Genomic DNA, 24,371 nt, shown 5'->3' on the forward strand with positions numbered 1-24,371 from the left:
GCCGTCGCCTTCCCGCCCGGCACCCGACCACCCTGTGAGGCCTCCGTGGACAGTCTGCTCCGGCTCGTGGACGACCTGCCGACGCTCGAAACCGCTTGGGAGCGCGAGCCGTTCGTCAGCACCGGGCTGGGCGACCTCGGTGACGTGTTCTCCCTGGAGACCGCCGAGCGGCTGATCCACAGCAGCCTGCCGATGAGCGCGGTACGGCTCTTCCGTGACGGCGAGCTGGTCCCACCGGAGCTCGTCCTGCGCAACCGGGGGAGCAACCCGCGGAGCCGCGAGAAGCTCGCCGACGGCACCAAGGTCGCCGAGCAGGTGGCCGGCGGCGCGACCCTGACCCTGGAGGAGCTCCAGAACCACAGCCCGGAGGTGGCGCGCTTCGCCGCCGAGGTGGCCCGCGAGACCGGCTACGAGGCCGACTGCACCGCCTTCCTGACGCCGCCTCGGGCCCGGGGGGCGGCGCCGCACTTCGACCTGGTGGGCATCTTCCTTCGGCAGCTCCACGGCTCCAAGCGCTGGCGGGTGAGCGCCCCCGTGCGGCGGCTGCCGAGCCGGGCCCGCCCGGTGGCCCCGTCCGAGGTCGGCGAACCGGTGCTCGACGTCGTCCTCAAGGAGGGCGAGTGCCTCTACCTGCCGCGCGGCTTCGTGCACGTCGGCGACACCACGGACGAGCCGTCGCTGCACCTGTCGATCGGCCTGCGCGGCGTCACCTGGGAGCGGGTCCTGCGCAGCCTGCTGGCCGGGGCTGGGGAGCGGTTCGAGCCGCTGCGCGAGGTGCTGCCGCCGGCCTTCTCGGACCTCGACCGGGAGGCCCTGTACCGCGAGCGCGTCGAGCTGCTGGCGAAGCACCTGGCGGACGCCGACTGGTCCCGGATCTCGCTGGACGGCCTGCGGGCCGAGCAGCCCCCGGCCGCGCCCGCCCCGGGCAGTCTGGCGGCCTCGCTGCGCCGGCCCGCCGCCGCGGAGCCGGCGCCCGAGGCCGCCGAGCCCCCGCCGGCCGCCTGACCGGTGCCTGTACCGCCGGCCGGCCGCCTGACCGGTGCCTGTACCGCCGGCCGGCCGCCTGACCGGTGCCTGTACCGCCCGCCGGCCGCCTGACCGGCGCCCGCACTGCCCGCGGGCCGGTCAGCCGAACGGGGTGCGGTGCAGCGAGATCAGCAGGCGCCAGCTGTGCGCGGCGAGTTCGTCGGCGGTGGCGGGCACCAGGGCGTGCAGCCAGTCCGCGAGCAGCGCCGTGAAGGTCGCCGCGACGGCGGTGGCGACCAGCTCGGCGTACGGCGCGCCGGCCAGCTCCCGCTCGGTGCGGCTGCGCTCCCGGAGTTCGCGGTGGAGCAGCTCGCCCAGCGGTCCGGCGCCGCCGGGCAGCAGCAGCGAGCGGTAGACCGCCGCGTGCCGCTCGACCTCCGTGAGGAACGCGCCGAGGGCGGGCGGCGGTGCGGCCGGGTCCGGGATGCCGCGCCAGGCGTGCAGGGCGTCCACGGCGTCCCGGACGACCTCCGCGCAGGCGTCCACCGCGAGCGCCCGAAGGTCCTCGTAGTGGAGGTAGAAGGTCGCCCGGCCGACGCCCGCGCGCCGGACCACGGCGGCCACGCCGACCTCGGCCAGCGGGCGCTCGGCGCACTCGGCGAGCAGGGCCTCGCGCAGCCGGGCGCGGGTGCGGTCGGCCCGTGCGTCGGTCATCCGGCGACCAGTACCGCGGCCAGCGCGAGCGCGCCGGGCAGGGCCTGGGCGAACAGGATCCGGCGGTTGGCGGTCGCCGCCCCGTACAGGCCCGCGACCACCACGCAGGACAGGAAGAAGACCTGGACGCGGAAGCCGGTCGGGTCCGCCGCGATCAGGCCCCAGACCAGGCCGGCGGCCAGGAAGCCGTTGTAGAGGCCCTGGTTGGCGGCCAGCGGCGCGGTGGCCCGGGCCGTCTCCGGGTCGAAGCCGGAGAGCTTCCGCCCGGGAGCCCGCTCCCAGAGGAACATCTCCAGCACCAGGATGTATCCGTGCAGTGCGGCCACCAGGCCCACCAGCGTGCTCGCGACGATGCCCATGACGGGGCCCCTTTCTGGACTGTCGTCCAGCAATTATAGACACATGTCCAGGAATTCGCCGCAGGCCTACCCTTCACAAGGTGAAGTCACAGAGCCCACAAGGAAGTTCCACCGCTTCGTCTCTTGACCGCCGTCCGGCGGGGCGAGACAGTGTGTCGACGCTTGAGAGCGCTCTCACACGGTTCCGCCGCCTTGCCACCGCCGAGGGAAAGGCATCCCCATGACGGCCACCCCACCCCTGCCCGGCCCCGCCCGCGGAGCCGCGCCCCGCCATCGAGCGCCCCGCCACCGCGGCGCCGTCGCGGTCCTCACCGTGCTCGCCCTGCTGCTCGCCGGTCTGTGGACGGCGGCCGGCGCGCGGGCGGCCGCCGACTACACCCAGTCGGCGGCCACGGTCGCCCCCGGCTCGGTCCTCTTCGCCTTCACCCCGGCCACGCCCGCCGCCCTGGTCGACGTCCACTACCGGCCCGCCGCCGACGGCCAGCAGAACGTCCGGATGACGGCGGGCGCGAGCCGGTGGGAGACGACCGCCACCGGCCTGGCGGCCGGGACCGTCCTGGAGTACTGGTTCACCTACGAGAAGGCCGGACCGCTCTACGACACCCCGCACTTCACGGTGACCGTCGGCGCGGGCGGCTCGACCGGCGGCGGGGCGACGGGCAGCTTCCCGCTCACCTTCGTGAACAACACCCGGGGAGCCTTCAGCGACGCCCAGGTCTACGTGACCGTGCTCGGCATGGTCACCCCCGGCCAGTGGTCCTACCTGCGGCCCGACGGCACGACGGCACACATCGACCACCGCGCCGCGCAGGCCCCGGGGCACCTGACCAAGAACGGCGTCGACTACCCGAACATGTCCTTCACGCTCGACCGGGCCGCCACCGTCCCCTCCCCGGCCGCCATCCGCGGCGGCCGCGTCTACATCTCGCTCGGCTCGCCGCTGTACATCCCCGTCTCGCCCGACGACCAGGGCTGGGGCGGGCCGGACCCGCGCAACCCCGCCGACCCGAACAACGACGTCTACTACGACTGGTACGAGTACACCTACGTCCAGGGCGAGGTCCCGTTCGGCGGCAACACCACCCAGGTGGACGGGTTCGGCTTCCCGATGACCGCCCGGCTGCGGCAGACCGCCAGCGGCTACGACTCCACCGAGGGCATCACCCGCACCCGCGCCGAGGTGATGGCCGGCTACGCGGCGGCCGTCGGGCCCGCCTTCCGCGCGCTGCAGGGCACCTACCGCATCACCGCCCCGCGGTCGTCCGCCCTGTTCCAGGCGGGCGGCGCGCAGCAGGGCTACCTCCAGCCGGCCATCGACCGGTTCTGGTCGGCCTTCAGCGCACGGCAGTTCACCCTCACCCGGCTCGGCGAGACGTTCACCGGGCGGGTCACCGGCGACACCCTGACCTTCACCAAGAACGGGGCCGGACCGTTCCACCTGGCCAAGCCCGCCTCGCCGGACGTGATGGCCTGCGCGGGCCCGCTCGCCGCGGGCGACGACACCGAGAAGCAGCTCGGCGCGGAGCTGTGCGCGGCCCTCCAGCGCGGCGTGGCGCTCACTCCGGCCGACTGGTACCGGCCCGCGGCCTACTACCGCGGCGCCGACGCCGCGAACGACTACGCGGGGTACCTGCACGGCATCAGCCTCGGCGGCCGCTCCTACGCCTTCCCCTACGACGACATCAACGACCAGTCGTCCGTCCAGATCCTCGGCAACGCGGCTCCGCCCACCGGGCTGACCCTCGGTATCGGCTGGTAGTCCGGGCCGGCGGGCGGGGCCGCGCGGCCCCGCCCCGGCGCTCCCACCGCACCGTCACCCCCACGACCGTCCCCCCACGGAGGTGCACCACCGTGTCCGGAACGAACACCCCGCCCGCGACCACCGCCACCCGCAGACGGCGCCCGCGCCGCGCACTGACCACCGTGCTGACCGCCGCCGGCGCGGCCACCGCGCTCTGCGCGGCGCTGCTCGGCACCGCCACGGCCGCCGTCCCGCCCGCGCCCGCCGGCTGGACCACCGTCTGGAGCGACGACTTCGGCGGCGCCGCCGACACCCTGCCGGCGGCCGCCGACTGGATCGTCGACACCGGCACCAGCTACCCCGGCGGCGCCGCCAACTGGGGCACCGGCGAGGTCCAGAGCTACACCGCGAACACCGCCAACCTCCGCCAGGACGGCGCCGGGAACCTGCGCATCACCCCGATCCGGGACGCCGCCGGCAACTGGACCTCCGGCCGGATCGAGACCAGGCGCAGCGACTTCGAACCGCCCGCCGGCGGGAAGCTGCGGATCGAGTCCCGGATCCAGATGCCGAACGTGACCGGCCCGGCCGCCGACGGCTACTGGCCGGCCTTCTGGACGCTGGGCGCGCCGTACCGCGGCAACTACTGGAACTGGCCGACCATCGGCGAGTTCGACCTGATGGAGAACGTCAACGGCGTCAACCAGGTCTGGGGGACCCTGCACTGCGGCGGCAACCCGGGCGGCCCGTGCAACGAGACCACCGGCCTCGGCGCCGTGCACGCCTGCCCGGGCTCGGCCTGCCAGGGCAACTTCCACACCTACGCGCTGGAGTGGGACCGCAGCGTCAGCCCGCAGCAGCTGCGCTGGTACGTCGACGGCGTGCAGTTCCACTCCGTCACCTCGGCCCAGATGGACGCCGCCACCTGGGACGCGGCCACCGCGCACGGGCACTTCATCCTGCTGAACGTCGCGATGGGCGGGGCCTTCCCCGACCCGGTAGCGGGTCACCGGACGCCCACCGCCGCGACCGCCTCCGGCGTGCCGATGCTGGTCGACTACGTCGCGGTCTACCGCTCGGGCGGCGGCACCACGCCGCCGACCACGCCGCCGCCGACCACCGCGCCGCCGACCACGCCGCCCCCCGGCGGCACCGGGAGCGCGTACGGCACCATCCAGGCCGAGGCCTACGGCGGGCAGTCGGGGACGGCCCGGGAGGCCACCACCGACAGCGGCGGCGGCCAGAACCTCGCCGCGCTCGCCAACGGCGACTGGGCGCTGTACCCGGGCGTCGACTTCGGGACGGCCCCGGCCCGGCAGTTCAAGGCGCGGGTGGCCTCGGGTGCGGCGGGCGGCGTCAGCGGACTGGTCGAGGTCCGCCTCGACAGCCGGACCGCCGCGCCGATCGGCTCCTTCGCCGTGGCCAACACGGGTGGCTGGCAGAGCTGGACGACCGTCCCGGCGAACATCGCCGCGACCACCGGCAGGCACGACGTCTACCTGACCTTCACCAGCGGGCAGCCGGCCGACTTCGTCAACGTCAACTGGTTCACGTTCAGCACCACCTGACCCGGGGTGCCGGGCGGTGGCGGGCGGTAGTCGCCCGCCACCGCTCCGGCGTGCCCGCCCGGGGGTTCTGGGAGCGCTCTCAGCGACGGGCGGCCGACCCGCTAGGCTCTGGGGACGAAGCGTTCACACGCGAGAGGAGCCCACGGTGCCGGAGCAGTCGCCGCGTCCGACGCTGGAGTCGGTCGCCGAACGGGCCGGGGTCTCCCGGGCCACGGCGTCGCGGGTGGTGAACGGCGGGGAGGGCGTCCGCGAGGCCCTGCGGGAGAAGGTCCGACGGGCCGTCGACGAGCTCGGCTACGTCCCGAACCCGGCCGCCCGGACGCTGGTCACCCGGCACAACCGGGCGGTCGCCGTGGTGGTGGCCGAGCCCGGCAGCCGGCTCTTCTCCGACCCGTTCTTCGCCCAGCAGCTGCGCGGCATCGGCCGCGAGCTGTCGGCCGCCGACCACCAGATGGTCCTGATGATGGTCGAGGACCAGCACGACTACGAGCGGGTCGGCCGCTACCTGGCCGGCGGGCACGTGGACGGCGCGCTGCTGTTCTCGCTGCACCAGCCGGACCCGCTGCCCGACATGGCGCGCAAGGTCGGGCTGCCCTTCGTGGTGGGCGGCCGGCCGGGCTGGCCGGGCGCCGAGTCCGACCACGACCTGGTCTACGTGGACAGCGACAACCGGGGCGGCGCCCGACTGGCGGTCGGCCACCTGCGGGCCCTCGGGCGCACGGTCATCGCCACCGTCACCGGCCCGCTCGACCAGACCTCCTCCATGGACCGGCTGGACGGCTACCGGGACGTGCTGCCCGACGGCGACCCGGCGCTGATCGCCGAGGGGGACTTCACCCCCGACGGCGGCGGCCGGGCGATGGCCGAACTGCTGGCCCGCCGGCCCGACCTGGACGCGGTGTTCGCGGCCTCCGACGCGATGGCCTCGGGCGCGCTGCGGGTGCTGCGCGAGGCCGGCCGTCGGGTGCCGGAGGACGTCGCCGTGGTGGGCTTCGACGACGTCGAGTCGATCGCGGCCTGGACGGAGCCGCCGCTGACGACGGTGCGTCAGGACATCGAGGAGATGGGCCGCTTGATGGCCGGGCTGCTGCTGCGCCGGCTCGCCGGTGCCGGTGCCGGTGCCGGTGCCGGTGCCGGTGCCGGTGCGCGGCCCGGGGCGGCCGGCGGAGCGGCGGGCGGCCTCCCGTCGGGTCTGCGCCCCGGGGGCCCCACCTCCGTGATCACCCCCACCCGGCTGGTCCTGCGCGCCTCGGCCTGACCGGTCTCGGTCTGACGGGCCGGACCTGACCGGCGGGCACCTGACCGGCCGGGGCCCCAGCGGTCGGGCGCTTCGCCGTCCCGCCCGGAGTAACCCTTTCCACCCCCGCGTTCAAGGCCTGAACGCCGGTCGACGATATCCCGGAGATTACGTTCGGGTTTCGGCCTCTTGACCATCGCGCCGCCCGCACGGCACTCTCCTCTCAACGCACTGAGAGCGCTCTCAAGAGCGCTCTCAGAACCCGTTCGACGCACCGCCCCGCGCCCCTCGTCCGCGCATCCCCACACCCCCCGCTCGCCCCGCGCCGCCCGAACCGCACCCCACCCGCCCCGCCAGGGAGTCCTCATGCGCCGCTCCGCCGCCGTGCTCGGCAGCACCGCCCTCGCCGCCACCCTCCTACTCACCGCCTGCGGCAGCTCCGCCGGATCGGCCGACGCCGCCGACGGCAAGGTGACCATCACCGTCGACCTCTTCGGCACCTTCGGCTTCAAGGAGAGCGGCCTCTACGAGGAGTACATGAAGCTGCACCCCAACGTCACGGTCAAGCAGACCGACACCCAGGACGAGGGCCAGTACTGGCAGGCCCTGCAGGCCAAGCTCGCGGGCGGCGGCGGCCTGGCCGACATCCAGGGGCTGGAGGTCGGCCGGGTGGCGAGCGTGCTGCAGAAGCAGGCCGACAAGTTCACCGACCTGAAGACCCTCGGGCTCGGCTCGGTCAACGACGAACTGGTGCCCTGGAAGGGCGCCGCGGTGAAGACCGCCGACGGCCGGGTCCTCGGGGCCGGTACCGACATCGGCCCGGAGGCGATCTGCTACCGCACCGACCTGTTCAAGGCGGCCGGCCTGCCCACCGACCGCACCGAGCTGGCCCAGCGCTGGTCGACCTGGCAGGGCTACCTGGACCTCGGCAAGCAGTACGTGGCCACGGCCGGCGCCGGCAACACCTGGACGGACAGTGCGGCCGGGCTCTTCACCGCCGAGGTCGGCCAGCAGAAGGTGCGCTACGCCGACGAGAGCGGCAAGCCGGTCTTCGACAGCAGCCAGGCCGTGCGGACCGCCTGGGCCGACGCCGGCCGGCTGGTCGCGGACGGGCTGAGTGCGAAGCTCCCGCAGTGGACCCCGGAGTGGAACAAGGCCTTCAGCACCGGGAAGTTCGCCACCCTGAGCTGCCCCGCCTGGATGCTCGGCTACATCAAGGGCCAGGCGGGCGAGGCCGGTTCGGGCAGCTGGGACATCGCCCCCGGCCCCGGCCGGACGGGCAACTGGGGCGGCTCCTACCTCACCGTGCCCAGGACGGCCAAGCACCCCAAGGAGGCCGCCGCGCTGATCGCCTGGCTGACCGCCAAGGAGCAGCAGACCACCCTCTTCAGGAAGCAGGGCTCCTTCCCGTCGTCCACCGGCGCGCAGGCCGCCATCAAGGACGTGACCGACCCGTACTTCAACAACGCGCCGATCGGCCGGATCTTCAGCGAGTCGGCGGCCGCCATGCCGGCCCAGGTGCTCGGCGTGGACGACGGCGTGATCGGCAAGGCCTTCACCGACGCCCTGGGCGAGGTCGAGCGGACCGGCACCGCCCCGGACGCGGCCTGGAAGCACGCGATGGACAACATCGCCAAGGCCAACGGAAACTGACGGGGTATCGGCAGACCACCACGATGGCCATCACCTCCGCCGCCCGCCTGCCCGCGGCCGACCCGGCGAAGCCCCGGGCCCGCCGGGCCGGCCGGCTCGCGCCCTACGGCTTCCTCGCCCCGTTCTTCGTCCTCTTCGCCGCCTTCGGGCTCTTCCCGCTGCTCTACACCGCCTATGTCTCGCTCCACCGGGTCGAGTTGCAGACCACCGACCGGATGGACTGGGTCGGCGCGCAGAACTACACCCGCCTGCTGGCGGACCCGTTCTTCTGGAACGCGCTGCGCAACACCTTCACCATCGGGGTGGTCTCTACCGTGCCCCAGCTGCTGATGGCACTGGGCCTGGCCCACCTGCTCAACTACCGGCTGCGCGGCCGGTCCTTCTACCGGGTTGCGATGCTGATGCCGTACGCGACCTCGGTGGCGGCCGCCACGCTGGTCTTCGCCCAGCTCTTCGGGCGGGACTACGGCCTGATCAACTGGGTGCTGGGCCAGGTCGGCCTGAGCCCGGTGGACTGGCAGGCGGGCACCTGGGCCTCGCAGTTCGGCGTCTCCGCGATCGTCACCTGGCGGTGGACGGGGTACAACGCGCTGATCTACCTGGCCGGCATGCAGGCGATCCCCGGCGAGCTCTACGAGTCGGCGGCGGTCGACGGGGCCTCCCGGTGGCAGCAGTTCCGCCACGTCACCGTCCCCGGCCTGCGCCCCACCATCGTCTTCACCGTGGTGGTGTCGACCATCGGCGCCACCCAGCTGTTCGGCGAACCGCTGCTCTACGAGGGGAACGCCGGCGGCGGGATCTCCCACCAGTACCAGACCCTCGGCCTCTACCTCTACGAGCAGGGCTGGAGCTTCTTCCACCTCGGGCGCGCGGCCGCGGTGGCCTGGGTGATGTTCCTGCTGATCGTCGTCCTCGCCCTGCTGAATGCGGCGATCGCCGCCCGGCGCAACCGTACGGACCGGTGACCCGCATGCGACCGAACCCGCGCTCCCCGCTGCACGGCGGCCCGCTCGTCCACGTGGTGCTGATCACCGCCACCCTGGTGTTCGCCTTCCCCTTCTACTGGACGCTGGTGGCCGCCAGCCGCTCCAACGCCGAACTCAGCTCGGCCTCACCGTCGCTGACCCCCGGACCGAACCTGCTGCACAACATCGGCGCGGCACTGGAGCAGGCGGCGATCGGCGACGCGCTGCTGAACTCGCTGATCGTCGCCGCCACCGTCACGGCCGGGGTGGTGCTCTCCTCGACGCTGGCCGGCTTCGCCTTCGCCAAACTGCGCTTCCGCGGCCGCGGCCTGCTGCTGGCGGTCACCGTCGCCACCATGATGATCCCGCCGCAGCTCGGCGTGATCCCGCTGTTCATGGTGATCGTCCGGCTCGACCTGCAGAACACCCTGCCGTCGGTGATCCTGCCCTCGCTGGTCTCGGCCTTCGGGGTGTTCTTCATGCGGCAGTACCTGGTCCAGGCGCTGCCGGACGAACTGGTCGAGGCCGGCCGCGTCGACGGCGCCTCGCTGCTGCGGATCTTCCGTTCGATCGTGCTCCCGGCCGCCCGCCCGGGCATGGCGGTGCTGGGCATGCTGACCTTCATGGCCACCTGGAACGACTTCTTCTGGCCGGTCGTCGCCCTCAGCTCGCAGAACCCCACCGTGCAGGTCGCGTTGAAGTCCCTGGGGCAGGGGTACGTTCCCGACCAGTCGATCGTCATGGCCGGCACCCTGATCGGCACGCTCCCCGTCCTGCTGGTCTTCGGCGTCCTCGGCCGGCAGATCGTCGGCGGCATCATGCAGGGCGCCGTCAAGGGCTGACCCCGACCCACACCACCGGAAGGTGACATGACCGACCACGCCCGACCCCTCGTGTTCCCCGCCGACTTCCTCTGGGGCGCGGCCACCGCCGCCTACCAGATCGAGGGCGCCGCCGGGGAGGACGGCCGCACCCCGTCCATCTGGGACACCTTCAGCCGGACGCCCGGCAAGGTCCGCAACGGCGACACCGGTGACATCGCGACCGACCACTACCACCGGTTCCGCGAGGACATCGCGCTGATGGCCGAACTCGGCCTGCCCGCCTACCGCTTCTCGATCGCCTGGCCGCGCGTCCAGCCCGGCGGCAGCGGCCCGGTCAACAAGGCCGGGCTCGACTTCTACGACCGGCTGGTCGACGGGCTGCTGGAGCACGGCATCACCCCGGTGGCCACGCTCTACCACTGGGACCTGCCGCAGGAACTGGAGACCCCGGCCGGTGGCGGCCCCGCCGCGGGCGGCGGCTGGACCGACCGGTCGACCGCCCGGCGCTTCGCCGAGTACGCGGCCCTGGCCGCCGCCCGGCTGGGCGACCGCGTCGACTCCTGGACCACCCTGAACGAGCCGTGGTGCAGCGCCTTCCTCGGCTACGGCAGCGGCGTCCACGCCCCCGGCCGCACCGACCCGGCCGCCGCCCTCACCGCCCACCACCACCTGCTGCTCGCCCACGGCCTCGCCGTCGGCGCGCTGCGCGCCGAACTCCCGGCCACGGCCCGGGTCTCGCTCACCCTCAACCTGGCGGCCGTGCGCCCGCACCGCGACGACCCGGCCGACCGCGAGGCCGCCCGGCGGATCGACGGGCTGGCCAACCGGATCTTCCTCGACCCGGTGTTCCACGGCCGCTACCCGGCCGACGTGCTCGCCGACACCGCCGGCGTCACCGACTGGTCCTTCGTCCGCGACGGCGACCTCGCCGAGATCTCCCGCCCCCTCGACGCGCTCGGCATCAACTACTACACCCCGACGGTGGTCGCCGCCGACGACCCGGCCGACCCGGCCCCGCGCCAGGACGGCCACGGCGGCGAGCGCTCCCCCTGGCCCGCCGACCACGGCATCCGGTTCCTGCCGGCCGAGGGCGAGCGCACCGCGATGGGGTGGCCGGTCGACGCCGAGGGCCTGTACGAGCTGCTCACCCGGCTCCGCGACGAGCTGCCCGGCCTGCCCCTGCTGATCACCGAGAACGGCGCCGCCTACGACGACTACGGCGACCCCTCGGGCGCGGTGCGCGACCCCGAGCGGATCGCCTACCTGCGGTCCCACCTGGCCGCCGTCCACCGCGCGATCGCCGCCGGCGCGCCCGTGCGCGGCTACTTCCTCTGGTCCCTGCTGGACAACTTCGAGTGGGCGTACGGCTACGGCAAGCGGTTCGGCATCGTCCACGTGGACTTCCCCTCCCAGCGCCGCACGCCCAAGGACAGCGCCCGCTGGTACGCGGAGGTGGTCCGCACCGGCGAGCTCCGCGCGGCCGACCCGCCGGCCTGAGCCCCGCCCGCCGTCCTGAGTCCGCGCCGTGACCGGGCGCCGGTGACCCCGGCGCCGGTGCGCCGGGAATGCGGTCCCGGACGGTGGTGGTTGCCGCTGAGGTGACTACTGCCGCGCCTGCGATCCGCCTCTCGGTGCTCGACCGTTCCCGGACGAGACGGGGGGAGGAGCCCGCGCGGGCGCTGCGGGACACGGTGGCGTTCGCCCGGCACGCCGAGCGGCTCGGCTACCACCGGTTCTGGGTGTCCGAGCACCACGGCGTCCCCGGCGTGGCCGGGTCGGCGCCCACTGTGCTCGCCGCGGCGGTGGCCTCGGCCACCGACCGGATCCGGGTCGGCACGGGCGGCGTGATGCTCCCTAACCACCAGCCGCTGGTCGTGGCCGAGCAGTTCGGGGTGCTCGCCGCGCTCTTCCCCGGCCGGATCGACATGGGGCTGGGCCGCTCGGTGGCCTTCACCGACGGCGTCCGGCGGGCGCTCGGCCGGGACAAGGACGCCGCGGACCGCTTCGGCGAGCAACTGGCCGAGCTGCTCGGCTACTTCGACGGGTCGGGGCGCACTCACCGGGACGTCCACGCCCGCCCCGCCGAGGGCCTGGACGTCCCGGCCTTCGTCCTGGCCACCGGCGCGGGCGCGGACATCGCCGCCGAGGCCGGGCTGCCGCTGGTCATCGGGGCCGTCCGCGGCGAGGACCGGATGCTGGCCGCGATCGACCGCTACCGCGCCCGGTTCCGCCCCTCCGCACAGGCGGCCCGGCCGTACGTGGTGGTCTCCGGCACGGTGGCGGTCGCCGGAACGGCCGAAGAGGCCGAGCGGCTGCTGGTCGCCGAGGCCTGGGCGAGCGCCCACGCCCGGACCCACGGCGAGTTCCCGCCGCTGGCCCCCGCCGAGGAGGTGCTCGGCCGGGAGATGGGCCCGCGCGAGCGCGCGGCCTACCAGCAGTCGCTGCGCGGCCACATCGCCGGGACCCCGCCGCAGGCCGCCGCCGAGCTCGCCGCGCTGGTGGCCCGCACCGGGGCCGACGAGTTCCTCGTCACCACCAGCACGTACGACCGCGCGGCGCTGTTCGACTCCTACCGCCTGCTCGCCGAGGCGGTCCGCCCGCGCTGACCGGCGCTCCGCCGGGGAGGCGGCCTCACCCCGGACCGGTCAGTGCTGGACGGTGACGGCCTCGACCCGGCTGAAGTCGGCGGCGGCCAGGTCCTCGTCGCGGATGACGTAGTAGAGCGGGCACCCGGTGAACTCCGGGCGGCCCGCCGCGAGCAGGATGCGCTCCGGACCGCGGCCGCGCGGCGGCACCACGTACTGGTCCGTCTCCGGATCGGGGCCGAGCAGCACCATCCAGGCACCGTGCCGCGGCGCGACGTCCAGGGCGGCGGACGGCAGCGCGGTCAGCCGGTCCACCGCCTCCTCCGGGAGGTCGACCGGGGGATCGTCGTGGAACCGCACGGCCTGCGCCAGCATGGCCTTGCCGGCGGCGTACAGCGGCGCGGGCGGCCCGGTGAACTCCCACGGCGGGGCGCCCCAGCCCGCCTCGGGATCGGCGAACGCCGGATCGGACGCCACGTCGTAGGGCGCGGTGCCCTCGGCGGTGGCGTCCGGGAAGTGCAGCACGGTGACGGCGTCCCGGCCGCCGAAGCCGTCGTGGCCGGGGAAGAAGAAGTAGAGCAGGCCGCGGGGCGGCAGCAGGTGGTTGGCGTCCGCCGGCGCGACCTCCGCCAGGTCGATCTGGGCGACGAAGCAGTCCGGCAGCGCGTCCGGCCCCGGCTCCGCCCCCGGCCAGACGAAGCCGGGCGGCACGGCCGGTACGCCGCCGCACCGGGAGAACGGCTCCGGCCCCCGGTGGCCGGCGGGGCGCGGGCCCAGGGCGATGCCGTGCTCGGCCAGCCCCATCAGCTCACCCTCCCAGGGGCCGAGGCCGGCGTCGCCGATCAGCCGTCGAAGCGTCCGGCCGTCGTCGGCGGTCACAGGATTGGGGCGCGTCATGGCGCCACTCTAGAAGCAGCCGCCGGCCCCCGGGATCGGGGCCCGGCCCCGACCCCGGGGGCCGGGTCGGCCCAGGCCGGCGGGGTGGCCGACAATGGCAGCGTGAACGACAAGGACTACCAGCTGCTCCTCCAGGAGGCGATGGAGGCGGCCCGGCGGGCGCCCGCCCGGGGGCGGGTCGCCGACTACATCCCGGCCCTCGCCCAGGCCGACCCGACGGCCTTCGGGATGGCCATCGCCACCGTGGACGGCGCGGTGTTCGGCGCCGGGGACTGGGAGCACCCGTTCTCGATCCAGTCGGTGTCGAAGCTGTTCACCCTGGCGCTGGCGCTGGCGCTGGCGGACGGCGGCGACGAGCTGTGGCGCGGGGTCGGCCGCGAGCCGTCCGGCAATCCGTTCAACTCGCTGGTCCAGCTGGAGTCCGAGAACGGCATCCCGCGCAACCCCTTCATCAACGCCGGCGCGCTGGTCGTCACCGACCGGCTGCTGAAGCTGACCGGCGACGCCGTCGGCGCGGTCCGGGACTTCCTGCGCGCGGAGTCCGGCAACCCGGCCGTCGCGGTGGACGACTCGGTGGCGTCCTCCGAGGCCCAGCACGGCCACCGCAACGCCGCGATGGCGCACTTCATGGCCAGCTACGGCAACCTGCGCAACCCGGTCGACAGCGTGCTCGCGCACTACTACGCGCACTGCGCGATCGAGGCGAGCTGCCGGGACCTCGCGCTGGCCGGGCTCTTCCTCGCCCGGCACGGGACCCGCGCCGACGGCTCGCGGCTGCTGTCGCGCAGCGAGGCCAAGCGGATCAACGCGGTGCTGCTCACCTGCGGCACCTACGACGCGGCGGGGGAGTTCGCCTACCGGGTGGGGCTGCCGGGCAAGAGCGGGGTCGGCGGCGGCGTGCTGGCGGTGCTGCCGGGCCGGGGCACGGTCTGCGTCTGGGGCCCGGGCCTGGACGCGGCCGGGAACTCGGTGCTGGGGGTCGCGGCCCTGGACGCGCTGACGACGGCCACGGGCTGGTCCGTCTTCTGACGCCGGGCACGCCGGGCACGCCGGGCGCGCCGGATCCGGTCGCACCGCCGGATCCCGCCGTGGCGCCGGATCCGTGCGCGTCGGCGGATCCGTTCGCGTCGGTGGCCGGAGTGAACGATCGGCCCCCGGGAGCGCCCGGTCCTGTGGTACTGATCGACGGGTACCGGTCACCGGGGGAGCGGCCGCCCGCTCGCCCGCCCAGCAGGGAGGAAGCCCCAGCATGGCGCCGCGCACCACCTCGCCCTCCCCGCCGCCCGCTCACGGCGCGCCTGACGGCCCGTCCGCGAACGCCCCGACCGGCCCCGGCGGTTCGTCGCCGCGGCCGTGGGACGAGGTGGTCGCCCTGGCGAGCGACCTGATCAGGTTCGACACCACCAACACCGCGGACGCGGGCGGGGTGGGCACCGAACGCCCGGCGGCCGAGTACGTGGCGGCCAAGCTGGCCGAGGTCGGCTACGACGTCACCTACGTCGAGGCCGGCGCCCCGGGCCGGGGCAACGTCGTCGTCCGGCTGCCCGGGGCGGACCGGGAGCGCGGCGCCCTGCTGGTCCACGGCCACCTGGACGTCGTCCCGGCGGACCCGGCCGAATGGCGCGTGCACCCGTTCTCGGGGGAGGTCGCCGACGGCTACCTGTGGGGCCGGGGCGCGGTCGACATGAAGGGCATGGTGGCCATGATGCTGGCCGTGGCCCGCGGTCACCGGCGCGACGGCGTCCTGCCGCCGCGCGACCTGGTCTTCGCCTTCGTCTCCGACGAGGAGGCGGGCGGCTTCCAGGGCGCCCGGTGGCTGGTCGACCACCGGCCGGAACTCTTCGAGGGCGTGACCGAGGCGGTCGGCGAGGTCGGCGGATTCTCCGTCAGCTTCGGTGACGCCACCCGGGCCTACCTGATCGGGACGGCGGAGAAGGGCGCGGTCTGGCTGCGCCTCAAGGCGCGGGGCACGGCCGGCCACGCCTCGCTGCTGCACGACGACAACCCGATCGCCAGGCTCGCCGCCGCCGTCACCCGGCTGGAGTCGCACCGGTTCCCCGTCGTCCTCACCCCCGCGGTGCGCGAACTGCTCGAAGGGGCCGCGGAGATCACCGGGGTGCCGTTCGACGAGAGCGACCCCGAGGCGGCGCTGGCCCGGTTCGGGCACGCGGCCCGGCTGATCGGGGCCAGCCTGCGCGACACCGCCAACACCACCCGCTTCGATGCCGGCCACAAGGCCAACGTGGTGCCCTCCACCGCCCACGCGGAGATCGACGCGCGGGTGATCCCGGGCCGGGAGGAGGCTTTCCGGGCCGAGGTCGCCGCGCTCCTGGGGCCCGGCATCGAGCAGGAGTGGAACAGCCTGCCGGCCGTCGAGACGGCCTTCGAGGGCCAACTGGTCGACGCCATGGCGCTGTCGCTGGCGGCCGAGGACCCGGGCTCCCGGGTGCTGCCCTACATGCTGTCCGCCGCCACCGACGCCAAGTCGTTCCAGCGCCTGGGCATCCGCACCTTCGGCTTCGCCCCGCTCCGGCTGCCCCCGGGACTGGACTTCGCCGCCCTGTTCCACGGGGTCGACGAACGGGTCCCGGTGGAGGCCCTGGAGTTCGGCACGCGCGTCCTGGACCGCTTCCTGCGCCACTGCTGACGCCGGGCGCCCGGGCGGTCCCTCAGGCCGGCGGCGCGGCGGCGAGCCGCTCGGTCAGCGCCGTCAGGGCCGGTCCGAGCGGGAGGTCGACCAGGATGTCGGCGCGGTCGTCGCCGCGCGTCGGGCCCTGGTTCACGATCGCGACGGGCTTCCCGGCCCGGGCGGCGTGCCGCACGAAGCGCAGACCGGACATGACCGCCAGCGACGAGCCGAGGACGAGCAGCCCGCGCGCCCCGTCGACCAGGTCGAAACAGTGCCGGACGCGCGGCGTGGGCACGCTCTCGCCGAAGAAGACCACATCGGGCTTGAGGATCCCGCCGCACGCCCCGCAGGCCACCACCCGGAAGGACGCCACCAGGGCGTCGGGCAGCTCGACGTCCCCGTCGGCGTTGCGCAGGGCGCCGTCCTCCGGAAAGGCGCCGTTCAGGGCGCGCAGGCGCCGGTCGAGGTCCTCCCGCGCGCTGCCCCGCCCGCAGCCGAGGCAGACCACCCGGTCGAGCCCGCCGTGCAGTTCCACCGCGTCCACGGTGCCGGCCGCCCGGTGCAGGCCGTCCACGTTCTGGGTGATCACCGCCGACACCAGGCCGCGGCGGTGCAGCTCCTCGACGGCCAGGTGCCCGGCGTTGGGGCGGGCCCCGGCGATCGAGCGCCACCCGGCGTGGCTGCGCGCCCAGTAGCGGCGCCGGGCCTCGGGACTCCCGACGAACTCCTGGTAGGTCATCGGCGTCCGGCGGCGCAGGCTACCGGTGGGGCCCCGGTAGTCGGGGATGCCCGACTCGGTGGACAGCCCCGCGCCGGTCAGCACCGCCACGCTCCGGCCGGCCAGCAGCCGGGCGACCTCGCCCAGGGCGTCGTCCGGCGGGTCGGCCGCGCCGACCGCCGGCGGCTCGGGCAGCGGATCCAGGGGCATGCCCACAGCCTAGCGACGGGGCCGGGGTGGTGCGGGGGGACACCACCGCACCGCCCCGGCCGGCCGGGTCAGTGCCCGGGGGTGGGGACGGCCGCCACGTCGGCGCGCAGCGCCGGCAGGTCCGCGTACATCGTGCCGCCGGGGCAGTCGGTGGCCAGCCAGTCGCGGTGGCCGCTGATCATCTCGACCGGCTTGGTCACGCCGTTGACCGGGTTCACGAAGGTGACGTGCGCCTGGGGGTCCAGGTTGTGCGCGCGGGTCAGCACGGCGAGCAGCGCGGTCAGCGACGTGCGGGCGGGGGCGGTCGGCGCCTGGCTGCTGAGGGTGCCCAGCAGGGCGATGCCGATGTTGCCCGAGTTGAAGCCGGCGGTGTGGAAGGCCGTCACGGCGTTCCCGGCCGCGTCGTGCGCCGGGATGCCGTCGTCGCCCGACCAGCGGCCCTCGTAGATCCGTCCGGCCTCGTCGATCAGGAAGTGGTAGCCGATGTCGCCCCAGTCGTTGGTGATCGCGTGGTACTCGTAGATCGCCCGCACGGTGGCCGCCGGGTCCGGGTCGGCGTTGGCGGTGTCGGTGTGGTGCACCGTCAGGGTCTGCAGCGGGTAGTACTTCGCGGGGGAGTTCTCCACGCCGTTCTTGAAGCGCTTGGACTCGTCGGCGCCCCAGGCCGCGCGGGAGAGGTACTCGACCCCGCAGAAGGTGACGGGCGTCGTCGGGGCGAGCGAGACCGTGCGGGCCGGGCCGTGCACGGTGTCGATGGCGGCGGAGCGGACGTTGGCGGCCCCGTCGGGCAGGCGCAGGTCGTAGCCGGGCGCGCCGTCGGCGGCGATCAGCGCGGTGGCGGTCCCGACCGTGCGGTCGGCGCCGTCCGGGCCGCCCGCGCAGCCGGCGGGCAGCGGCTGCCACGCCCCGCGGGTCGCGTCGTCGCGGTGCAGCCGGATGGCGGCGCCGCGGGCGGGGCCGTCCCAGCTGACGCCGACGTAGCGGATCGGGAAGTCCGCCCGCACGGTGGTGGCCTCGCGGCCCACCGCGGACAGCGCCCGGGTCTCGGGGACGCGGGCCGTCCGGGCAGCGAGCGGCCGGGCCCCACCCGCGCCGGTGCCCGCGGCGTTGCCGGCGCCGGTGCCGCTGCCGGCGGCGGCCGACGCGGCGGGGGTGACGGCGAGCGCGGCGGCGGTGGCACCGATCGCCGTGACGAGGGTGCGCCGGGTGACGGCGGGCTTCGGGTGGGGCATGGGCGGTCCTGTCTCGGGCGTGTGCGGGAACGGAGGGCCCGAGGATCGGCCCCGGATGCAGCGCCCCCCGCTGACAGAAGTTCAGTCAATGCCGAATGTACACAATTGACCGTGTCCATCCTGACGATCCTGGGTGATCTTTGCCCGAAAGTGCAGGTCGGGCCGGGGATCGGCGGCCGGGGGCAACCGTGCCGACCGCCGATCCCCGGCCCGTTCCCCGTGCCGTCGAGGCGGCCCCGGCCCTCTCGACCGCGGCGTCGAACCGGCCTGTCATGCGGTCCCCTCCGACGGGCCGCACGGGTGACGTCCCGTCATTGTCACGGGTGGGAAGGGGCGATGACGCCGGGCGCGGCCTTGCATAGACTCGGTCGCCATTCGTCCGGGCGAGTCCAGGAGAGTCAGCGCATGACCAACCCGTCCCCCAGTTCCGCCGTCGGCACCTCGGCCACGCCCCTGCTGGACGACACCATCGGCGCGAGCCTCGACCGCGCGGTCCGCGCCTTTCCCGGCCGGGAGGCCCTGGTCGACCTGCCGTCCGGCCGTCGGTGGACGTACCGGGAGCTGGCCGAGGAGGTGGACCGGGTCGCGCTGGGGCTGCTGACGCTCGGCGTCGGCCGGGGCGACCGGGTCGGGATCTGGGCGCCGAACTGCGCGGAGTGGGTGTTCACCCAGTACGCCACCGCGCGGATCGGCGCCGTCCTGGTGACCGTCAACCCCGGCTACCGGGTGCACGAACTGGAGTACGTCCTAAGGCAGTCGGGCATCCGCACGATCGTGGCCGCGGCCGCCTTCAAGACCTCCGACTACGCGGCCATGCTGGCCGAGACCGCCCCGCGCTGCCCCGCGCTGAAGGACGTCCTGCTGATCGGCTCGCCGGCCTGGAGCGACCTGCTCGCCCGGGCCGAGCACGCCGACCGCGGCCCGCTGCACGCCGCCGCCGCGGCGCTGGGCCCGGACGACCCGATCAACATCCAGTACACCTCGGGCACCACGGGCTTCCCGAAGGGCGCGACCCTGTCGCACCGCAACATCCTCAACAACGGCTTCTTCGTGGGCGAGTTGTGCGGTTACTCGGAACACGACCGGATCTGCGTACCGGTGCCGTTCTACCACTGCTTCGGGATGGTGATGGGAAACCTCGCCGCGCTCTCGCACGGCGCCTGCGTGGTGATCCCGGCCGCCGGGTTCGAGCCCGCGACCACCCTGCGCGCGGTGGCCGCCGAGCGCTGCACCTCGCTCTACGGCGTCCCGACCATGTTCATCGCCGAACTCAACGACCCGTCCTTCGCCGAGCACGACCTCTCCAGCCTGCGCACCGGGATCATGGCCGGGTCGCCGTGCCCCACCGAGGTGATGAAGCAGGTCGTCGAGCGGATGGGCATGCGCGACGTGTCGATCTGCTACGGCATGACCGAGACCTCCCCGGTGTCCGTCCAGACCCGGACGGAGGACCCGCTGGAGCGCCGGGTCTCCACCGTCGGACGGGTCGGCCCGCACCTCGAAGTGAAGGTCGTCGACCCGCGGACCGGCCGCACCGTGCCCCGCGGCACCCCCGGCGAACTGTGCACCCGCGGCTACTCGGTGATGATCGGCTACTGGGAGCAGCCCGACCGGACCGCCGAAGTCCTGGACGCCGACGGCTGGATGCACAGCGGCGACCTCGCGGTGATGGACGAGGAGGGCTACCTCACCATCACCGGGCGGATCAAGGACATGGTCATCCGCGGCGGCGAGAACATCTACCCGCGGGAGGTCGAGGAGTTCCTGCACACCCACCCGGACGTCCTGGACGCCCAGGTCATCGGCGTCCCCGACGCCACGTACGGCGAGGAGCTGATGGCCTGGATCCGGCTGCGCCCCGGTGCCCCCGAGCTGACGGCCGAGGGGCTGCGCGCCTTCTGCGCCGGCCGGATCGCGCACTACAAGGTCCCGCGCTACGTGCACCTCGTCGACGAGTTCCCGATGACCGTCACCGGAAAGATCCGGAAGGTCGAGATGCGCGAGCAGGCCGTCGTCCTGCTGAACCTCGCCGCGGCGGCCGCCGAGGGGCACGCCTGACGGACCCTCGGCCGGGATCGGACGGATGTCCGCCCCAAGGGTGTGGAGCGGCGCGTCCGGGGCAGCCGGGGTGCGAGGACGCGCCGCCCGGGACGGTCCGGGCGGCACCGAGCGGAAGGAATCCGGCATGAGCGACACGAGCGACATCGACATCTGGGCGTTCCGGTCGACCTCCGGCCACGTCGCCGACGGCGATCTGGTCGGCTTTCACGTGGAGGCGACCGACGGGCCGATCGGCAAGGTCGACCGGCACTCGCCGGAGGCCGGCTCGCAGTACCTCGTCGTCGACACCGGCCCGTGGATCTTCGGCCGCCAGGTCCTGCTGCCGGCGGGCACGGTGCTGCGCGTCGAGCAGGACGAGAAGAAGGTCTACGTCGACCGGACGAAGGACGAGATCAAGAACGGCCCGACGTTCGAGCCGATCGGGTACGACGAGGACATCGCCTACCTGGAGACCTTCGGCGCCTACTACGGCCCGTACTACGGCGGGCGGTACTGAGCGCTCCACCGCGCCGCACGCCCACCCGTCGCCATCCCGAACGAACCGCACGACACGTCTCGGTACCACCCGACACGTCTCGGTACCACCCGACACCACCCGACAACACTCCGAAGGGACGGAGTCAGCGCCATGACGAACATCGCACATCTGCCCGGGGCCCTCGACCACCGGTGGGACTGGCAGCGGCACGGTGCCTGCCGGTCCGCCGACAGCGGTCTCTTCTTCCACCCGGTCGGCGAACGCGGCGAGGCCCACGACTCGCGTGAGAGCGCCGCGAAGGAGGTCTGTGCCGGCTGCCCCGTACGGCGCGAGTGCCTGCGCTACGCCTTGGAGGCGCACGAGCGGTACGGGGTCTGGGGCGGCCTCGGCGAGGGCGATCGCCTGCGCCTGCGGCGTCAGGCCCGGAAGGTGCGCCGGTAGGCGCCCGGCGGCACGCCGATCGCGGAGTGCAGGTGCTGGCGCAGGGACGCGCCGGTGCCGAAGCCCACCCGCTCGGCGATCCGGTTGACCGGTAGGTCGCTGCTCTCCAGCAGGTGCCTGGCCAGGTCGACGCGCTGCTGGGTGAGCCACTGGCCCGGGCTCAGCCCGACCTCGGCCCGGAAGCGCCGGGTGAAGGTGCGCCGGCTCATGCCCGCGTGGCCGGCGAGGTCGGTCAGCTGGAGGGGCTCGTGCAGCCGGTCGAGGGCCCACGCCCGGGTGGCGGACGTCCCGGCGTCCGTGCTCTCCGGGACGGGCCGTTGTACGTACTGGGCCTGGCCCCCCTCGCGCTGCGGCGGGACGACGCAGCACCGGGCGACCAGATTGGCGACGGCGCTCCCGTGGTCGGAGCGGATCAGGTGCAGGATCAGGTCGATGCCGGCCGCGGCGCCGGCCGAGGTGAGGATCCGCCCGGTGTCGACGAACAGGACGTCGGGGGCGAGGTCGACCTCCGGGTAGAACCGCCGGAACCGGTCGGCGTGCCGCCAGTGGGTGGCGGCGGCCCGGCCGTCGAGCAGACCGGCCGCGGCGAGCACGAAGGTGGCGATGCAGATCCCGGCGATCCGTGCGTCGGGGCGCAGCAGCGCCAGTGCCTCGGCGACGCGCGGCGGCAGGGAGTCCCGGTCGACGATGCCGGCGAACTCCTCGGAGGCCGGGATCACCAGCGTGTCGGCGCCGGCGAGCGCGCTGCGGTCGTGTTCGACGCTGATGGAGAAGTCGGCGGAGGTACGGACGGGCCGGCCGTCGAGCGAGCAGGTGACCACCTCGTAGAGGGGCCGGCCCTCGGTGTCCGTGGCGGCTCCGAAGAGCCGGGAGGCGAGGCTCAGCTCGAACGGGATGACTCCGTCCAGGGCCAGGACGACGATGCGGTGCATGGCCCAATTCTTGCACAGCATGACCTTCGGGCCGCTATCCGCGCTGGTCGGGGCCGGAGCATCCTGGATGCATGAGCACCATGAAAGCCATCACCCAGTACACCTACGGCGGCAGTGACGTCCTGCGCGAGGTCGAGACCGAGCGCCCGGAGCCCGGTCCGTCGGAGGTCCTCGTCCGCGTCCGGGCCGCGGGCATGAACCCCACCGACTGGAAGCACCGCCAGAACCCCGGTTTCCTCGACCGCCTCCCGCTGGTCCTCGGCTGGGACGTCTCCGGCGTCGTCGAGGCGGTCGGCCCGGGCGTGACGATCCACCGCCCCGGCGACGAGGTCTTCGGGATGCTGCCCTACCCCTACGGCGTCGGCGCGTTCGCCGAGTACGCGGTGGCCCCGGCCCGCGCGCTGGTCCGCAAGCCGGCCGGGGTCGACCACGTCCAGGCGGGCGCGATCCCGCTGGCGGCGCTGACCGCCTGGCAGGTGCTGGTCGACGCGGCGGGCGTCCGGCCCGGCGAGCGCGTCCTGATCCACGCGGCGGCGGGCGGTGTCGGCCACCTCGCCGTGCAGATCGCCAAGACCCGCGGCGCGTACGTGATCGGCACGGCCAGCGCCCCCAAGCACGCGCTGCTGCGCGAACTGGGCGCCGACGAGCTGATCGACTACCGCACGGAGGACTTCACCCGGATCGCCCCGGTCGACCTCGTCCTGGACACCATCGGCGGCGACACCGCGATCCGCTCGCTGGACACCCTGAAGCCGGGCGGCCGGCTGATCAGCATCGCGCTCGGAGCGCTGCCCGCCGACCTCGCCGAGCAGGCCGCGGCCCGGGGCGTCGAGGCCGTCCCGCTGCTGGTCGAGGCCGACCAGGCCGGTATGCGGGCGATCGCCGGGCTGGTCGAGGCGGGTGAGCTGCGGGCCGTCGTGGAGGCCGTCTTCCCGCTCGCCGACGCCGCCAAGGGGCACGACCTGGGTGACACCGGCCGGGTCACCGGGAAGGTCGTGCTGACCGTCGGCGAGTAGCGCCCGTACGCACCGCCGGCCGTACGCACCGCCGCCCGGCCCGCCCCGACGTGTCGGGGCGGGCCGGGCCGGGCCATCGCGCCGCCTCGCCGCCGGTGAGGCGCCCCTGTGAGAGGCTCGCCCCATGGAACAGCGTGTACTCGGCCGCACCGGCCGACCCGTCTCCGTCGTGGGGCTCGGTACCTGGCAGCTCGGCGCGGACTGGGGTGACGTCCGCGAGGAGGACGCGCTCGACGTCCTGAACACCTCCGTCGAGGCCGGCGTCACCCTCTTCGACACCGCCGACGTCTACGGCGACGGCCGCAGCGAGCAGCTGATCGGCCACTACCTGAAGGGCCGCCCGGACGCCGGGGTCTTCGTCGCCACCAAGTTCGGCCGCCGGGCCGAGCAGCGCCCGGAGCACTACAACCTCGCCAACTTCCGTGCCTGGTCCGACCGTTCCCGCTCCAACCTGGGCGTGGACCGGCTCGACCTGGTGCAGCTGCACTGCCCGCCGACGCCGGTCTACTCCGACGACGAGGTGTACGACGCCCTGGACACCCTGGTCGCCGAGGAGCGGATCGCCGCCTACGGCGTCAGCGTGGAGACCTGCGCGCAGGCCCTGACCGCGATCGCCCGGCCCGGTGTCGCGAGCGTCCAGATCATCCTGAACGCCTTCCGGCTGAAGCCGCTGGAGCTGGTCCTTCCCGCCGCCGCGGCCGCCGGGGTGGGCATCCTGGCCCGCGTGCCGCTCGCCTCGGGGCTGCTCTCCGGCCGCTACACCGCGCGGACCGCGTTCGCCGCGGACGACCACCGCACCTACAACCGGCACGGCGAGGCCTTCGACCAGGGAGAGACCTTCTCCGGCGTGGACTTCACGACCGGCGTCGAGGCGGCGGCGGAGTTCGCCGCACTCGCGCCCGGGGAGGCGAGCCCGGCGCAGACCGCACTGCGCTGGATCATCCAGCAGCCGGGCGTCACGGCGGTGATCCCCGGTGCGCGCAACCCCGAGCAGGCCCGGGCGAACGCCGCCGCGGCCGCCCTCCCGCCGCTGCCCGGGGCGACCCTCGCCGCCGTCCGGGACCTCTACGACCGCCGGATCCGCGCCCAGGTCCACGAGCGCTGGTGACCTCCCGCCGATGAGGCGTGTGCCACCCGACCGGGCG

The 24,371-nt window shown here is 74.5% G+C and carries 22 protein-coding genes; 16 read left to right on the forward strand and 6 right to left on the reverse strand.

What is annotated here, in order from left to right; all coding sequences use genetic code 11:
• Window positions 1-45 precede the first annotated feature (45 nt).
• Entirely contained in the window at window positions 46-1,005 is a 960-nt protein-coding gene (locus OG618_RS33920; protein WP_329491458.1) for a JmjC domain-containing protein, read from the forward strand.
• A gap of 120 nt (window positions 1,006-1,125) precedes the next feature.
• Here the strand turns inward: OG618_RS33920 and OG618_RS33925 are convergent, their stop codons facing one another.
• Both OG618_RS33925 and OG618_RS33930 read right to left on the reverse strand, forming a co-directional pair.
• Window positions 1,126-1,680, reverse strand: coding sequence for a TetR/AcrR family transcriptional regulator (locus OG618_RS33925; RefSeq protein WP_329491459.1), 555 nt, complete (start codon window positions 1,678-1,680; stop codon window positions 1,126-1,128).
• Complete coding sequence (locus OG618_RS33930) at window positions 1,677-2,039, reverse strand: DUF1304 domain-containing protein (RefSeq protein WP_329491460.1); 363 nt, start codon at window positions 2,037-2,039, stop codon at window positions 1,677-1,679. The genes OG618_RS33925 and OG618_RS33930 overlap by 4 nt, the downstream gene beginning before the upstream one ends.
• A gap of 220 nt (window positions 2,040-2,259) precedes the next feature.
• On the opposite strand from OG618_RS33930, the gene OG618_RS33935 reads away from it, so the two are divergent.
• From OG618_RS33935 to OG618_RS33970, 8 genes are all read left to right on the forward strand, one after another.
• On the forward strand, window positions 2,260-3,798 hold the full coding sequence (locus OG618_RS33935) for a glycoside hydrolase family 64 protein (RefSeq protein ID WP_329491461.1): 1,539 nt from the start codon (window positions 2,260-2,262) through the stop codon (window positions 3,796-3,798).
• Between the two features lie 92 nt (window positions 3,799-3,890).
• A complete protein-coding gene (locus OG618_RS33940) occupies window positions 3,891-5,348 on the forward strand; it encodes a glycoside hydrolase family 16 protein (RefSeq protein ID WP_329491462.1) in 1,458 nt (485 codons plus the stop codon).
• Window positions 5,349-5,493: 145 nt separating this feature from the next.
• Window positions 5,494-6,606, forward strand: coding sequence for a LacI family DNA-binding transcriptional regulator (locus tag OG618_RS33945; RefSeq protein WP_329491463.1), 1,113 nt, complete (start codon window positions 5,494-5,496; stop codon window positions 6,604-6,606).
• Between the two features lie 345 nt (window positions 6,607-6,951).
• Window positions 6,952-8,238, forward strand: a complete 1,287-nt coding sequence (locus OG618_RS33950) for an ABC transporter substrate-binding protein (RefSeq protein ID WP_329491464.1) — start codon at window positions 6,952-6,954, stop codon at window positions 8,236-8,238.
• Between the two features lie 23 nt (window positions 8,239-8,261).
• Window positions 8,262-9,203, forward strand: a complete 942-nt coding sequence (locus OG618_RS33955) for a carbohydrate ABC transporter permease (protein WP_329491465.1) — start codon at window positions 8,262-8,264, stop codon at window positions 9,201-9,203.
• 5 nt (window positions 9,204-9,208) lie between these two features.
• Window positions 9,209-10,045: a carbohydrate ABC transporter permease gene (locus OG618_RS33960; RefSeq protein WP_329491466.1), complete on the forward strand. Its 837-nt coding sequence runs from the start codon at window positions 9,209-9,211 to the stop codon at window positions 10,043-10,045.
• Between the two features lie 27 nt (window positions 10,046-10,072).
• Window positions 10,073-11,524 (forward strand): GH1 family beta-glucosidase, encoded by a 1,452-nt coding sequence (locus tag OG618_RS33965; RefSeq protein ID WP_329491467.1) that lies wholly within the window; start codon window positions 10,073-10,075, stop codon window positions 11,522-11,524.
• Between the two features lie 101 nt (window positions 11,525-11,625).
• Window positions 11,626-12,633, forward strand: coding sequence for an LLM class flavin-dependent oxidoreductase (locus OG618_RS33970; RefSeq protein WP_329491468.1), 1,008 nt, complete (start codon window positions 11,626-11,628; stop codon window positions 12,631-12,633).
• A 39-nt stretch (window positions 12,634-12,672) separates the two neighbouring features.
• On the opposite strand, the gene OG618_RS33975 is transcribed toward OG618_RS33970, so the two are convergent.
• Window positions 12,673-13,509 (reverse strand): DUF1963 domain-containing protein, encoded by an 837-nt coding sequence (locus OG618_RS33975; RefSeq protein ID WP_329491469.1) that lies wholly within the window; start codon window positions 13,507-13,509, stop codon window positions 12,673-12,675.
• Between the two features lie 123 nt (window positions 13,510-13,632).
• Between OG618_RS33975 and OG618_RS33980 the strand changes: the two genes are divergently transcribed.
• Together OG618_RS33980 and OG618_RS33985 are read left to right on the forward strand one after the other, a co-directional pair.
• A complete protein-coding gene (locus tag OG618_RS33980; protein WP_329492381.1) occupies window positions 13,633-14,538 on the forward strand; it encodes a glutaminase in 906 nt (301 codons plus the stop codon).
• A gap of 220 nt (window positions 14,539-14,758) precedes the next feature.
• A complete protein-coding gene (locus OG618_RS33985; protein WP_329491470.1) occupies window positions 14,759-16,156 on the forward strand; it encodes a M20/M25/M40 family metallo-hydrolase in 1,398 nt (465 codons plus the stop codon).
• Between the two features lie 22 nt (window positions 16,157-16,178).
• Here OG618_RS33985 and OG618_RS33990 read toward each other — a convergent pair whose 3' ends face one another.
• Both OG618_RS33990 and OG618_RS33995 read right to left on the reverse strand, forming a co-directional pair.
• Window positions 16,179-17,066: an NAD-dependent protein deacetylase gene (locus OG618_RS33990; protein ID WP_329491471.1), complete on the reverse strand. Its 888-nt coding sequence runs from the start codon at window positions 17,064-17,066 to the stop codon at window positions 16,179-16,181.
• A gap of 68 nt (window positions 17,067-17,134) precedes the next feature.
• Window positions 17,135-18,298 (reverse strand): peptidoglycan recognition protein family protein, encoded by a 1,164-nt coding sequence (locus OG618_RS33995; protein WP_329491472.1) that lies wholly within the window; start codon window positions 18,296-18,298, stop codon window positions 17,135-17,137.
• 405 nt (window positions 18,299-18,703) lie between these two features.
• On the opposite strand from OG618_RS33995, the gene OG618_RS34000 reads away from it, so the two are divergent.
• From OG618_RS34000 to OG618_RS34010, 3 genes are all read left to right on the forward strand, one after another.
• Window positions 18,704-20,356: an AMP-binding protein gene (locus tag OG618_RS34000; protein WP_329491473.1), complete on the forward strand. Its 1,653-nt coding sequence runs from the start codon at window positions 18,704-18,706 to the stop codon at window positions 20,354-20,356.
• A gap of 127 nt (window positions 20,357-20,483) precedes the next feature.
• Window positions 20,484-20,855 carry a PRC-barrel domain containing protein gene (locus OG618_RS34005; protein WP_329491474.1) on the forward strand — a complete coding sequence of 124 codons (372 nt, stop codon included), beginning with the start codon at window positions 20,484-20,486 and terminating at the stop codon, window positions 20,853-20,855.
• 132 nt (window positions 20,856-20,987) lie between these two features.
• Entirely contained in the window at window positions 20,988-21,278 is a 291-nt protein-coding gene (locus OG618_RS34010; RefSeq protein WP_329491475.1) for a WhiB family transcriptional regulator, read from the forward strand.
• On the opposite strand, the gene OG618_RS34015 is transcribed toward OG618_RS34010, so the two are convergent.
• Window positions 21,254-22,210, reverse strand: coding sequence for a GlxA family transcriptional regulator (locus OG618_RS34015; RefSeq protein ID WP_329491476.1), 957 nt, complete (start codon window positions 22,208-22,210; stop codon window positions 21,254-21,256). The two genes, OG618_RS34010 and OG618_RS34015, sit on opposite strands and share 25 nt — an antisense overlap.
• 80 nt (window positions 22,211-22,290) lie before the next feature.
• Between OG618_RS34015 and OG618_RS34020 the strand changes: the two genes are divergently transcribed.
• Together OG618_RS34020 and OG618_RS34025 are read left to right on the forward strand one after the other, a co-directional pair.
• On the forward strand, window positions 22,291-23,226 hold the full coding sequence (locus tag OG618_RS34020) for an NADP-dependent oxidoreductase (protein WP_329492382.1): 936 nt from the start codon (window positions 22,291-22,293) through the stop codon (window positions 23,224-23,226).
• Window positions 23,227-23,350: 124 nt separating this feature from the next.
• Window positions 23,351-24,334: an aldo/keto reductase gene (locus OG618_RS34025; protein WP_329491477.1), complete on the forward strand. Its 984-nt coding sequence runs from the start codon at window positions 23,351-23,353 to the stop codon at window positions 24,332-24,334.
• The last annotated feature ends 37 nt before the right edge of the window (window positions 24,335-24,371 follow it).

It is taken from the genome of Kitasatospora sp. NBC_01246 (genome assembly GCF_036226505.1).
In the GTDB taxonomy this organism is placed as follows: Bacteria; Actinomycetota; Actinomycetes; order Streptomycetales; family Streptomycetaceae; genus Kitasatospora.

What these genes read in the sequence shown, in the direction of transcription:
- OG618_RS33925 (WP_329491459.1), bottom strand. Translation starts at nt 1,680, where the DNA reads ATGACCGACGCACGGGCCGACCGCACCCGCGCCCGGCTGCGCGAGGCC.
- OG618_RS33930 (WP_329491460.1), bottom strand. Translation starts at nt 2,039, where the DNA reads ATGGGCATCGTCGCGAGCACGCTGGTGGGCCTGGTGGCCGCACTGCAC.
- OG618_RS33935 (WP_329491461.1), top strand. Translation starts at nt 2,260, where the DNA reads ATGACGGCCACCCCACCCCTGCCCGGCCCCGCCCGCGGAGCCGCGCCC.
- OG618_RS33950 (WP_329491464.1), top strand. Translation starts at nt 6,952, where the DNA reads ATGCGCCGCTCCGCCGCCGTGCTCGGCAGCACCGCCCTCGCCGCCACC.
- OG618_RS33955 (WP_329491465.1), top strand. Translation starts at nt 8,262, where the DNA reads ATGGCCATCACCTCCGCCGCCCGCCTGCCCGCGGCCGACCCGGCGAAG.
- OG618_RS33960 (WP_329491466.1), top strand. Translation starts at nt 9,209, where the DNA reads ATGCGACCGAACCCGCGCTCCCCGCTGCACGGCGGCCCGCTCGTCCAC.
- OG618_RS33965 (WP_329491467.1), top strand. Translation starts at nt 10,073, where the DNA reads ATGACCGACCACGCCCGACCCCTCGTGTTCCCCGCCGACTTCCTCTGG.
- OG618_RS33975 (WP_329491469.1), bottom strand. Translation starts at nt 13,509, where the DNA reads ATGACGCGCCCCAATCCTGTGACCGCCGACGACGGCCGGACGCTTCGA.
- OG618_RS33985 (WP_329491470.1), top strand. Translation starts at nt 14,759, where the DNA reads ATGGCGCCGCGCACCACCTCGCCCTCCCCGCCGCCCGCTCACGGCGCG.
- OG618_RS33990 (WP_329491471.1), bottom strand. Translation starts at nt 17,066, where the DNA reads ATGCCCCTGGATCCGCTGCCCGAGCCGCCGGCGGTCGGCGCGGCCGAC.
- OG618_RS33995 (WP_329491472.1), bottom strand. Translation starts at nt 18,298, where the DNA reads ATGCCCCACCCGAAGCCCGCCGTCACCCGGCGCACCCTCGTCACGGCG.
- OG618_RS34000 (WP_329491473.1), top strand. Translation starts at nt 18,704, where the DNA reads ATGACCAACCCGTCCCCCAGTTCCGCCGTCGGCACCTCGGCCACGCCC.
- OG618_RS34005 (WP_329491474.1), top strand. Translation starts at nt 20,484, where the DNA reads ATGAGCGACACGAGCGACATCGACATCTGGGCGTTCCGGTCGACCTCC.
- OG618_RS34010 (WP_329491475.1), top strand. Translation starts at nt 20,988, where the DNA reads ATGACGAACATCGCACATCTGCCCGGGGCCCTCGACCACCGGTGGGAC.
- OG618_RS34015 (WP_329491476.1), bottom strand. Translation starts at nt 22,210, where the DNA reads ATGCACCGCATCGTCGTCCTGGCCCTGGACGGAGTCATCCCGTTCGAG.
- OG618_RS34020 (WP_329492382.1), top strand. Translation starts at nt 22,291, where the DNA reads ATGAAAGCCATCACCCAGTACACCTACGGCGGCAGTGACGTCCTGCGC.
- OG618_RS34025 (WP_329491477.1), top strand. Translation starts at nt 23,351, where the DNA reads ATGGAACAGCGTGTACTCGGCCGCACCGGCCGACCCGTCTCCGTCGTG.